Source organism: Aliihoeflea sp. PC F10.4 (genome assembly GCF_054612275.1).
The window spans coordinates 2,013,073-2,025,123 of the sequence record NZ_JBTSWH010000001.1; the positions used below are offsets into that span (position 1 = coordinate 2,013,073).

A 12,051-nucleotide genomic window follows, 5' to 3' on the forward strand; every position below is an offset into this window, starting at 1 on the left:
CCGCGGCTTTTTTCGTTTATGACCTCCGCTCAACCGTGCGCGAGCACGGCTAGCAGAAGAAGCGCCATGATGTTGGTGATCTTGATCGCCGGATTGACGGCGGGACCTGCCGTATCCTTGTAGGGATCGCCCACGGTGTCGCCCGTCACCGACGCCTTGTGTGCGTCCGAACCCTTCAAATGCCGCGTACCGTCCTTGTCGACGAAGCCGTCTTCGAAGGACTTCTTGGCATTGTCCCAGGCACCGCCGCCCGACGTCATCGAAATGGCGACGAACAACCCATTGACGATGACGCCCAGAAGCGTCGCGCCGAGCGCGGCGAACGCGGCCGCTTTCGACCCTGACACCAGAAGCACGCCGAAATAGACGACCAGTGGTGCCAGTACGGGCAGCAGCGAGGGGACGATCATTTCCTTGATCGCCGCCCGGGTTAGAAGATCGACCGCGCGTGCGTAGTTCGGCTTGGACGTTCCGGCCATGATGCCCGGGTCCTCGCGGAATTGACGACGCACCTCCTCCACGATTGCGCCAGCCGCACGGCCGACGGCAGTCATGGCGATGCCGCCGAAAAGATACGGGATGAGGCCGCCGAAAAGCAGGCCGGCCACCACATAGGGGTTGGACAGCGAGAAGGACACGTCCTCCATGCCGGCGAAATACGGATACTGGTCCGGGTTCGCGATGAAATATTCCAGATCATAGGAATAGGCCGCGAACAGAACCAGCGCGCCCAAACCGGCGGAACCGATCGCGTAACCCTTCGTCACCGCTTTCGTCGTGTTGCCGACAGCGTCGAGCGCGTCGGTAGACTGACGCACTTCCGGCGGCAGGCCCGACATTTCGGCGATGCCGCCCGCATTGTCGGTAACCGGCCCGAACGCGTCGAGCGCAACGATCATACCGGCAAGACCGAGCATGGTCGTCACCGCGATCGCGGTTCCGAACAGGCCGGCAAGCTGGAACGTCGCCAAAATACCGCCGATGATGACGATCGCGGGCAGCGCGGTGGATTCGAGCGAAACGGCCAGCCCCTGAATAACGTTCGTGCCATGGCCGGTCACGGACGCCTGCGCGATCGAGTTCACCGGACGCTTGTTCGTTCCCGTATAATATTCGGTGATAACGACGATCAGTGCGGTGACAACGAGGCCGATCAGCCCGCAGATGAACAGATTCGTGCCGGTGATGTCGATGCCACCCACGGTGCCGATCGAACCCCAACCGATGGTCAGCGAAGTGGCGGCGGCGATGCCGACGACCGTCAAAAGCCCGGTGACGATCAGGCCGCGATAAAGCGCACCCATGATCGACGCGTTCGAGCCGAGCTTGACGAAGAAGGTTCCGACGATCGACGTGATGATACATGCGCCGCAGATCGCCAGCGGATAGATCATGACGCTGGCGAGAACGTCCGATCCAATGAAAAAGATGGCAGCCAGAACCATCGTGGCGACGACCGTCACCGCGTAGGTCTCGAACAGATCGGCCGCCATGCCGGCGCAGTCGCCGACATTGTCGCCGACATTGTCCGCGATGGTGGCAGGATTGCGCGGGTCGTCCTCGGGAATGCCTGCCTCGACCTTGCCGACGAGATCGCCGCCGACATCCGCGCCCTTGGTGAAGATGCCGCCGCCGAGACGCGCGAAGATCGAAATCAGCGATGCGCCAAAACCGAGAGCGACGAGCGCGTCGATGACCGTGCGGTCCGAGGGTGCCGCGCCCATCGGGCCGACCAGAACCCAGTAATAGACAGAGACCGCGAGAAGCGCGAGACCGGCGACCAGCATGCCGGTGATCGCGCCCGCCTTGAAGGCGATGTCGAGGCCGGCGGAGAGACTGTTGGAAGCCGCCTGTGCGGTACGCACATTCGCGCGCACGGAGACGTGCATTCCGATGAAGCCCGCGACGCCCGAAAGGACCGCGCCGATCAGGAAGCCGATCGCGGCCGTGCCCGACAGGAGCCACCATGTCAGAAGAAAGACGACGACGCCGACAATGGCGATGGTTGTGTATTGACGAGCGAGATAAGCCTGCGCGCCCTCCCGGATCGCGCCTGCAATCTCCTGCATGCGTGCATTGCCCTGATCGGCCGCAAGAACCGATTGGGTCGCCCAGATCGCGTAAACGATGGACAGCAAACCGCAGGCAATGACGACGTAAAGCATGGTCATGCCGATTTTTCCCTGAATTCTGGCCCGCAGATCCCCTCCCGAGCCTGTTGGACGAAGCCGGAATCGCTAGGCAACCGGCTTTCTCCGGCAGCTTATGCGAAGCGTTTCGCCAACATCAAGGAGTTATTCTGACCTTGGGTAACGTCACGCCATGGCGGCGCGCCTGCGCAGCATCGCAAGGATGCCGAGCGCGGCCAGGCATAGAAGCGCGACCGGGAAGACGATCCAGTTCAGCATATCCCAGCCGGACATATTATAGACCTGACCGGACATGAAAGAACCGAAGGCAACCGACGAGAACAGCATGAAATCGTGAAAGCCCAACGCCCGACCTTTTTCGGAAGAGCGGTACGTTTCGGCGACCATGGCGGTCGCGCCGATGAAACCGAAATTCCAGCCGATGCCGAGCAGGATGAGCGATGTCCAGAACTGCCACAGCGCGATGCCGGACAAGGCGACGACGGCACACAGGATCAAAAGTGCAAGACCCGCCGCCACGATGCGCTCCTTGCCGAAACGCGCGATCAGCTTGCCGGTGAAAAAGCTTGGCGCGAACATCGCCATCACGTGCCAGGATATGCCCAGCGTCGCCTGATCTGTCGTGAAACCGCACCCGACCATGGCAAGCGGCGCACCCGTCATGACGAAGCTCATAAGCGCGTAAGTACCGACACCGCAGAGAAGACCAACCGCATAAGCGGGCTGGCGTGTGATTTCGCCGAGCGGCCGCGCAGGTCGCGTATCGGACGTACCCTCGGCGCTCGCCTGTTGCCCCGCCCGGAGGAAAGAGAGAACGATCGCACCCGCCGCCGCTATGATCAATACCGACGCAAAAGAACCGGCGAACATGACCGGTGCGAAGAGTTCGCGGGTGAAGATGACAATTTGCGGGCCGATAATGGCGGTAAGCACACCGCCCGCAAGCACGAAAGAAATCGCCCGTGCCTTGAATTCAGGCGGGGCTGTCTCGGCCGCCGCAAAACGAAACTGTTGAACGAACGCGTTGCCGATGCCGATCAGAAGCAGGCCGAAAGCGAACAGCCAGAAGCTCGCGTTGAAGAGCGCCACGGTCGCCACGATGCCGCCAGCGGCCGTCGCAGCCGTCCCCCACATAAAGCCCTGGCGAAGCCCGAGCCATTTCAAGAACATGGCGGCGGGTATCGCACCAAGGGCCACACCAACCGTAAAGCCCGTTACCGGGACAGTGGCCAGGCTCTTGTCGGAACCGAGAAGGTAGTAGCCGGCAAGACCGCCTATGGAGATGGCGATCGGCGCTGCGGACCCGACGATGGCTTGAGCGGCGGCCAAAATGACGGCCGTGCTGCGCGCGTCACGGGCTTCGCCGGAACTCATTCTTTCGGTGAGCCTCCACGCCCTTCATTGCGCACGCGGCGGGCGACCCGATCGAGCACGGCGTTGACGAGCTTCGGCTCGTCTTCGGTATAGAAGGCCTTGGCGATATCGACATATTCGGTGACGATCACGGCGACGGGAACGTCGGCACGCTTCATCAATTCGTAGACGCCTGCACGCAGGATCGCGCGGAGTGTAGAGTCGAGGCGCGACAGCGGCCAGTCATCTGTCAGCGACTGGCGGATGACGGGATCGATCGTCTTCTGTTCCTCGACGACGCCCGAAAGGATCGCCCGGAACCATTGCGCGTCGGCCTCGCGATAGACCTCGCCGTCGACTTCCTTGCCGAGACGATGCGCCTCGTATTCGGCCGCGATTTCGAGAAGGCCGGTGCCGACCACGTCCATCTGGTAGAGCGCCTGAACAGCAGCGAGCCGCGCCGCACCACGCTTGTTTGCCTGGCGGACGGGTGGCGTGCCGCCGACTTCCTTGGCATCGCTCATCGGGCGGCTCCCGAAAGCCGCTTGCGGATATCGACCATGGTGAGCGCAGCGCGCGCCGCAAAGCCGCCCTTGTCGCCTTCGCTCTTGCGGGCACGCGCCCACGCTTGGTCTTCGTTTTCGACGGTCAGAATACCGTTTCCGATCGCGAGCGATTCATTGACCGAAAGGTCCATCAGCGCGCGACAGGATTCGTTTGCGACGATATCGAAATGATAGGTTTCGCCACGGATGACGCAACCGAGCGCCACGAAGGCATCGTAGTCTTTGCCGCCGGAATCCGCACCATCGAGCGCGAGTGAAACGACCGCCGGAATTTCAAGCGCGCCCGGAACGGTCACCACATCGTAAGCGGCACCGGCCGCGTCGAGCGCCGCTTTGGCGCCGTCGAGCAACGCGTCGGCAAGATCGTCATAGAAGCGCGCTTCGACGATCAGAACTTTGAGGGGTTCCTGATTGGGCATGGTCGTCTCCGGGATTGGCCCGGTGACTTAGGCCGATCCGACCGCCTTCGCAAGCCGGAACTAGCAAAAATGACTGGTCGTCAGCGCTTCAGCGAGCGCTCGTGCCGATCAAGTTCGACCCGCTTCCATCAGGCGTGCCGCGTAGCGCGCCATCGTATCGACCTCGAGATTGACATGATCCCCCGCCTGCCGCTCGCCCCAAGTCGTCACATGCAGGGAATGATGGATGAGCAGGACGTCGAACTCGTCGCCCTCGACGGCGTTGACCGTCAACGACGTGCCGTCCAGCGCGACGGACCCCTTCGGCGCGATGAATTTTGCCAGATGTGCCGGTGCGCGAAGCCGGAAGCGCACCGCCTCTCCCTCGTCCTTGCGTTCGACGATTTCGGCGAGCCCATCGACATGGCCCGAAACGATGTGACCGCCGAGTTCATCCCCCATCTTGAGAGCGCGTTCGAGGTTGAGCCGCGTTGCCGCCTGCCAGTTTCCCGCTGTGGTCAAGCGAAGCGCCTCTTCCCACGCTTCGACCTCGAACCAACGCGCGTTGGATGACGGATCGGGCAGCGCGACAACCGTGAGGCACACGCCCGAACAGGCTATCGACGCGCCGATATCGATCGTCGCGGGATCGTAGACAGTACCGATACGCAGCCGCACGCCCTTGTCGCGCGGTTCGACGCGCTCGACTTCGCCAATGTCGGTGACTATGCCAGTGAACATCAAAACGGCCTTACATATTCATGTCGGATATCGTCGCCGAGGCGATCCCGGCGCGTGAGCGTAAATTCCTTCGGCACCGCGTCAGGCTTGATCGGCGAGGCGATGCCATTCGCGCCGACAAGAATCTTGCTCTCGAACAGAACCAGACGGTCGACAAGCCCCTCGTCGAGAAAATGGCGGGCCGTCGCCGCACCACCTTCGACGAGAAGCGTCAAGACGCCTCGCGCGGCTAGGTCCTCCAGCAGTTCGGGAAGCGCGATGCGGCCCTCATGCGCGTCGCTCGCGATGAACCCGACGCCGGAACCTTCCAGCGCCGCGCGGCGATCCGCATCCGCCTCGATGCCGGAAGCAAGCAAAAGCTGGGTCTGGCGCGCGCCTTTGACAAGTTTGGAGGAAAGCGACAGGCGCGCGCTGCGATCGAGCACGATGCGAACGGGCGAGCGCCGCTCGAGACCTGGCAGACGGCACGTCAATTCCGGATCGTCGGCTTCGGCAGTTCCAATACCGACGAGGATCGCGTCGCTTTCGACGCGCATCAAATGCGCCTGCCTGCGGGAGACCGGGCCGGAAATAGAAACCTGGCCCTCACCTGCCCGGCCGATCATTCCGTCCGCCGAAACAGCCAGTTTCAGAGTCACTTCCGGCCGTTTTTTAACCGAGCGAGTGAGGTAACCGCGTAGAAGATCGGCAGCTTCGTCAGCCAGCACTCCGCGCGTTACGCTCACGCCTGCGCTTTCGAGGATCGCATAGCCCTTACCAGCCACACGCAGGTCGGGATCGGCTGCCGCGCCGACGAGACGGCTGATCCCGGCGCGCACCAGCGCTTCGGCGCAAGGCGGTGTGCGACCATGATGTGCGCAAGGTTCGAGCGTGACATAGGCGGTCGCGCCGCGTGCAAGCTCACCGGCCTCGCCAAGCGCTTCGGCCTCGGCATGCGGCCGCCCGCCGATGGCAGTAACGCCCCGACCGACGATGCGCGGTCCCTGCCCGTCATCACGCACGATCAGCGTTCCAACCGAAGGATTGGTCCCCGTCAGGCCAAGATTGCGCCGTGACAGACGGATCGCGGACGCCATGAAGCGACGATCCGTTTCCTCAGGCCTCATTCGCGGACAGGGTCGTCGTCGCCCTTCAATTCACCGAGCAACTCGTGAAAGTCCTTGGCTTCCCGGAAATTGCGGTAGACGGATGCGAAGCGCACATAGGCAACATCGTCAAGCGTCTTCAGCGCCTCCATGACGAGCAGACCGATCTCGTCGGACGGAATTTCCGTCTCGCCCGAGCTTTCGAGTTGCCGCACGATGCCGGTGACGGCGCGGTCGATCCGCTCGGGCTCGACATTGCGCTTACGCAATGCGGTTTCGACCGAGCGCATCAGCTTGTCGCGGTCGAACGGCACCTTGCGTCCCGACCGCTTGATGACGACGAGATCGCGCAACTGGACGCGCTCGAAAGTGGTGAAGCGTCCGCCGCAGACGGGACAGACGCGCCTGCGCCGGATGGCTTGCCCATCCTCGGCAGGCCGCGAATCCTTCACCTGTGTGTCTTCCGACTGGCAATATGGGCAGCGCATGGAATGCCTTCGTTATCGAGTGCTGCCCGTTCCCTTAGCCCATATAGGGGTAAAGCGGAAAGCGGTCGGTGAGCGCGACAATCTTCTTCTGCACCGCCGCTTCCACGGCAGCGTTACCTTCGTCGGAATTGGCGGCCTTCAGCCCGTCGAGCACTTCGGCGATCAGCTTGCCGATCTCGCGGAATTCGGCAACCCCGAAGCCACGCGTCGTTCCGGCAGGCGTGCCGAGACGGATGCCGGAGGTGACGAACGGCTTTTCGGGATCGAACGGAATGCCGTTCTTGTTGCAGGTGATATTGGCGCGGCCAAGCGCGGCTTCAGCACGCTTGCCGGTCGCATTCTTCGGGCGAAGATCGACCAGCATCAGATGGTTGTCGGTGCCGCCCGAGACGATGTCGAGGCCGGTTTCCTTGAGGCTTTCGGCCAGCGCCTTGGCGTTGGCGACGACATCGGCCGCATAGGATTTGAACTCGGGCTGCAACGCTTCGCCGAACGCCACAGCCTTGGCGGCGATGACGTGCATCAGCGGGCCGCCCTGCAAGCCGGGGAACACGGCCGAATTGATCTTCTTGGCGATGGCCTCGTCATTCGACAGGATCATGCCGCCGCGCGGACCGCGCAGGGATTTGTGCGTCGTGGTGGTGACGACATGAGCATGCGGGATCGGCGACGGATGAACGCCGCCCGCAACGAGGCCGGCTATATGCGCCATGTCGACCATCAGATACGCACCGACCGCATCGGCGATCTCGCGGAAGCGCTTCCAGTCCCAGATGCGCGAATAGGCCGTGCCGCCGGCAAGAATCAGCTTGGGCTTCGTTTCATGGGCAAGGCGCTCCACCTCGTCCATGTCGAGAAGGTGATCGTCTTCGCGCACGCCGTAGGACACGACGTTGAACCATTTGCCGGACATGTTGACCGGCGAGCCATGCGTCAGGTGCCCGCCCGAATTGAGGTCGAGCCCCATGAAGGTGTCGCCCGGCTGGAGCAAAGCCAGAAACACGGCCTGGTTCATCTGCGAGCCAGAGTTCGGCTGTACGTTGGCGAAATTGCAGCCGAAGAGCTTCTTGGCGCGCTCGATCGCCAGTTCCTCGGCGATGTCGACGAACTGGCAGCCGCCGTAATAGCGCTTGCCGGGATACCCCTCGGCATATTTGTTCGTCATGATCGAACCCTGCGCCTCAAGAACGGCGCGGGAAACGATATTTTCCGAAGCGATCAGTTCGATCTCGTGGCGCTGGCGACCGAGTTCCTTTTCGATAGCATCGAAAATGTCCGGATCGCGCTCGGCGAGCGTTTGCGTGAAGAAGCCGTTTGCCTGAGCGGAAGCAGCGGTCGCGATGGCCATGTCAGATCAACCCTTTGGCGCTTGATATCGAAGATCGTGAAGCGGCGCGATTATCATACTATCGCGCCTTCTTCCACGGTCTCGGCACGGTATTTGTTGTCTTGGCAGCGACCGGCCGAAACGAAAAAGGCCGCCCGTGGGCGGCCTTTCGAAATGCGGATGGGCACGCTCAGGTCGCGTCCGATATCTGCAACTCGGACGAACCGTCGAGCGCGTAGATATCGTCGCGGAACTGGACCACGCCATCGCTGCTGGACCATGCCGAGACATAGCTGAAATGCACCTGTACCGGATTGGAGACGGCCACCTTGACGTCCGAGTCGTTGACGATCGTTTGTTCGAAACGGTTGCGGTCCCAGCCATCGGTCTCACGCAGAATCCAAGTGACGAGGTCGCGCACATTCTGGACGCGTACGCAGCCCGAGGAGTGGAACCGGCCCTGATCGGCGAAAAGGCTCTGCTGCGGCGTATCGTGCATATAGACCGCGTGCGGATTGTGGAAATCGATCTTGACCGATGCCATCGCGTTGATCCGGCCCGGGTCCTGACGGAAGCGCAGGCGTGCAGCTTCTTCCGTTTGCCAGTTGATCGTCAGCGGATCGACCTCCTGCCCGTCTGAGCCGAGAATGCGGATGCCGTTTTCCTCGAGATAATTCGGGTTCTGCCGGACCAGCGGAATGATGTCACGGCGCACGATCGATTCGGGCGCGTTCCAATACGGATTGACGACGATCTGGTGGATGTTCGACTTGAGGATCGGCGTCTGGCGATCGATTTTACCGACCACCGCAACGTGGCGCGACACCACGCGCCCGGCCTCGACAGCCTCGATCTCTGCAGCGGGAATGTTCACCATCACATAACGGTTGGCCGTCGAGCCGACCGTCTCGCCCAGCCGGTCGAGGTTGCGCTGGAGCTGGCCGAGGCGGACATCGGCAGACGCATTCAACGAACGATAGGTGTAGGGGCCGGTGACGCCGTCGGCAGGAATTCCGTGACGCGTCTGGAAGCGCTTGAGCGCCGCATCGACATAGGTGTCGAAGGACGGCGAAATGCCTGCTCCTTCCGACAGGTCGCCGGAGATCATCAGACGGCGGCGCATGGTCTCGACATCTGGATGGACGACGCCGAGCTGAAGCTTGTTCTGATCGGGAACCGATGGCCAGCCGCCACCTGCAACGATGTTCTGATACTGGCCGATCGCATTTTGAACGTGGCCGAGCGTATCGGGGCTGAAGATCGGGCGGGTCGTGGCGACCTGTGCGCCGGCCGAGCCTTGCGCATCGAACTGGTCGTCCCATCCGCGCCGTGTCGCGCCGATGATCTGATCGATGCCTGCCTGCGCATGTGCGCTTTGCGAAATGGCGGCTGCGGCAAGCGCGCCTGCACCGGTGAGGAAGGTTCTGCGGCTGGTTTTCATCGTGGTTCCCGACGCTTCAGACATGACGGCGACTGCAAATGCGGTCCGAACGGCAAGACTACGCGGTTAACCTTAATGAAAAGCGACCGGTCCAGCCGACGGTGCGGCCCAAGGCCACCCGCGTGCTTTCCCGATGTAGCGGCAATATGGCGTCATCGTGACCAAAGGGCATGCGGGCGAGCGGTGTTGCTCAAGAGCGACAGTGATGCTCGCCGCGCAGCAAAGGGCACGAGATGCGTATGAAGCCTTACATACGGTAGGCGATCGTATCGTTCCAGAAGCGGTCGAGGCGCTGGAGAGCCTTGTTCATCTGCTGGAATTCGTCTTCACCGATGCCGCCAACCTTCTCGATCGAGCCGATGTGGCGGTCGTAGAGCGCGCCCACCAGTTCGGCGATCTCGCGACCTTTCGGCGTCAGGCTGACACGGACCGAACGACGGTCGACGCGCGAGCGCTGATGATGAATGAAGTCGAGATCGACCAGCTTCTTCAGATTGTAGGAAACGTTTGAGCCGAGATAGTAGCCGCGCGAGCGCAGTTCGCCGGCCGTCAGTTCGGACGAACCGATATTGAAGAGCAGCAGCGCCTGGATAGCATTGATGTCACTGCGGCCGTTGCGGTCGAACTCGTCCTTGATAACGTCAAGAAGACGGCGGTGCAGGCGTTCGACCAGCTGAAGTGATTCAAGATAAAGCGAACGGATGCTCTCGTTCTCGCCTTCGTTGTTCTGGACGTTCTTCGACGTCGTACGCGAATTGATCATTGTCGTGCCTCTCGTTAAACGCCGGTGATTTTGTTTTTGATCTCACCTTGGTCACGACCCTACGCAATGCATCTAAAATTCGACTTAAACCGCAGGCTTAACATGAGCTTACCGGGAAGTTGCGCATTTCACGGTTAAGCAGGAGTCAAACCGAAAGGTTCATTTTTCCTCTCTACGCCGCCGTGCAAGCCTGTGCAGGCGGAAGCCTATATAAATGACGGCCGTCAGCGCGTGGACAATGAGGACGATGTCACGGTTGCCGTACATCCTGGGAAAGCCGGCATACATGATGGTCTCGGCAGCGGCGCAGACGAACCAGACGACAGGACCCCAGGAGGCGAGCATCCAAAGCCCGCTCGCCGCGAACGGATAAAGCACCGCAAGGCAGACGGCCGCGATCTGCCAATGAATCGGCATCAGGTCGAAGCGCCATGTCAGGCCGTCGTAAAAGCCGATGAGCCGTATCCAGTAGAGAAGACCAAGCCCTGCGCACAGGGCGGCCACCGACCTGATGAAAATCGCGTAGAGGGCGTCGGCCGAGGAAACACGTGGCACGGCGGGATAGAGCGGACGAATCAATGCGTGTTTCCCCGGGTATGCGGAAGGGTTTCGGATGCGCGGCGCATATTGGACCGAACCACGCGCTCATGATACATCCGCGCCATCAGGAGACATGATTATGAACAAGATGACCCGCATTGCTGCGAACAGCCCGCGAACGGTGGATGAGATCACCGGTTCGCGTCGGCTGCGTCGTTCGCGCAAGGCGGACTGGTCCCGGCGCATGGTGCGTGAAACGCAGGTGACGGTCGACGATCTGATCTGGCCGATCTTCGTGGTCGATGGGGAAAACCGGCGCGACCCGCTGGGATCGATGCCGCATGTCGAACGGTTCTCGGTCGATGTCGCCGTTGCCGAAGCCGAACGCGCAGCAAAACTTGGCATTCCTGCGCTCGCCATCTTTCCGAATATCGAGATCGGTCTGCGCGACCAGACCGGCTCGCACATTCTCGATCCGGACAACCTCATCAACCGCGCAACGCGCGCGATCAAGGAAGCGGTGCCGGAAATTGGTGTCATCACGGACGCCGCTCTCGACCCCTTCACCAGCCACGGCCATGACGGCATCCTGCGAGACGGCATCATCGTCAATGACGAGACCGTAGCACAGGTTGCCGCCGCAGCGGTGCTTCAGGCTGCAGCCGGCGCCGACATTATCGCTCCTTCCGACATGATGGACGGGCGGATCGGTGCGGTGCGCGACGCGCTCGATCAGGCTGGCTTTCAGGACGTGACGATCATGTCCTACGCGGCGAAGTTCGCGTCTGCTTTCTATGGCCCTTACCGCGAGGCTATCGGCACCAGTGGACTCCTGAAGGGCGACAAGAAGACTTACTATCTGGACGCCGCCAACGCTTCGGAAGCCTTGCGCGAAGCCGAGCAGGACGTGCTCGAAGGCGCGGACATGCTGATGGTCAAGCCCGGCCTGCCCTATCTCGACGTCATCCGGCAGATGAAGGATGAATTCGACCTGCCGACCTTCGCCTATCAGGTGTCGGGCGAGTACGCGATGATCGAAGCCGCTTCGGCCAATGGCTGGATCGACGGCGAACGCGCGATGATGGAAAGCCTGCTTTGCTTCAAGCGCGCCGGATGCGACGGCATCCTGACCTATTTCGCGCCGCGCGTTGCCGAGTTGCTCAAAGGCTGACCCTCGCAACTTGCACGACACCTTGCCG

Annotated in this window: 12 protein-coding genes; 1 reads left to right on the forward strand and 11 read right to left on the reverse strand. The window is 61.7% G+C overall.

The features are described from left to right. Positions 1–29: 29 nt before the first annotated feature. From ACX82Z_RS10120 to ACX82Z_RS10170, 11 genes are all read right to left on the reverse strand, one after another. Positions 30–2,171, reverse strand: coding sequence for a sodium-translocating pyrophosphatase (locus tag ACX82Z_RS10120; protein ID WP_459588439.1), 2,142 nt, complete (start codon positions 2,169–2,171; stop codon positions 30–32). Between the two features lie 144 nt (positions 2,172–2,315). Next, positions 2,316–3,524, reverse strand: coding sequence for an MFS transporter (locus ACX82Z_RS10125; RefSeq protein WP_459588441.1), 1,209 nt, complete (start codon positions 3,522–3,524; stop codon positions 2,316–2,318). After that, positions 3,521–4,027: a transcription antitermination factor NusB gene (gene nusB, locus ACX82Z_RS10130; protein WP_459588443.1), complete on the reverse strand. Its 507-nt coding sequence runs from the start codon at positions 4,025–4,027 to the stop codon at positions 3,521–3,523. Before nusB ends, ACX82Z_RS10125 begins: the two co-directional genes overlap by 4 nt. Continuing rightward, a complete protein-coding gene (gene ribH / locus ACX82Z_RS10135; RefSeq protein ID WP_459588445.1) occupies positions 4,024–4,488 on the reverse strand; it encodes a 6,7-dimethyl-8-ribityllumazine synthase in 465 nt (154 codons plus the stop codon). Before ribH ends, nusB begins: the two co-directional genes overlap by 4 nt. A 108-nt stretch (positions 4,489–4,596) precedes the next feature. Beyond that, positions 4,597–5,208: a riboflavin synthase gene (locus tag ACX82Z_RS10140; RefSeq protein ID WP_459588446.1), complete on the reverse strand. Its 612-nt coding sequence runs from the start codon at positions 5,206–5,208 to the stop codon at positions 4,597–4,599. Next, a complete protein-coding gene (gene ribD / locus ACX82Z_RS10145) occupies positions 5,208–6,284 on the reverse strand; it encodes a bifunctional diaminohydroxyphosphoribosylaminopyrimidine deaminase/5-amino-6-(5-phosphoribosylamino)uracil reductase RibD (protein ID WP_459588447.1) in 1,077 nt (358 codons plus the stop codon). The genes ACX82Z_RS10140 and ribD overlap by 1 nt, the downstream gene beginning before the upstream one ends. A gap of 26 nt (positions 6,285–6,310) precedes the next feature. Further along, the gene (gene nrdR, locus ACX82Z_RS10150; RefSeq protein ID WP_459588449.1) at positions 6,311–6,781 is read right to left on the reverse strand and encodes a transcriptional regulator NrdR; all 471 of its coding nucleotides are present in this window, start codon (positions 6,779–6,781) and stop codon (positions 6,311–6,313) included. 34 nt (positions 6,782–6,815) lie between these two features. Next, complete coding sequence (gene glyA, locus ACX82Z_RS10155; RefSeq protein WP_459588450.1) at positions 6,816–8,129, reverse strand: serine hydroxymethyltransferase; 1,314 nt, start codon at positions 8,127–8,129, stop codon at positions 6,816–6,818. Positions 8,130–8,298: 169 nt separating this feature from the next. Continuing rightward, a complete protein-coding gene (locus ACX82Z_RS10160; RefSeq protein WP_459588451.1) occupies positions 8,299–9,549 on the reverse strand; it encodes a L,D-transpeptidase family protein in 1,251 nt (416 codons plus the stop codon). 247 nt (positions 9,550–9,796) lie between these two features. Further along, on the reverse strand, positions 9,797–10,312 hold the full coding sequence (gene ldtR, locus ACX82Z_RS10165; RefSeq protein ID WP_459588452.1) for a transcriptional regulator LdtR: 516 nt from the start codon (positions 10,310–10,312) through the stop codon (positions 9,797–9,799). 159 nt (positions 10,313–10,471) lie between these two features. After that, positions 10,472–10,891, reverse strand: coding sequence for a DUF6163 family protein (locus ACX82Z_RS10170; protein ID WP_459588453.1), 420 nt, complete (start codon positions 10,889–10,891; stop codon positions 10,472–10,474). A 100-nt stretch (positions 10,892–10,991) separates the two neighbouring features. On the opposite strand from ACX82Z_RS10170, the gene hemB reads away from it, so the two are divergent. Then, positions 10,992–12,023 carry a porphobilinogen synthase gene (gene hemB / locus ACX82Z_RS10175; protein ID WP_459588454.1) on the forward strand — a complete coding sequence of 344 codons (1,032 nt, stop codon included), beginning with the start codon at positions 10,992–10,994 and terminating at the stop codon, positions 12,021–12,023. Positions 12,024–12,051: the final 28 nt, after the last annotated feature.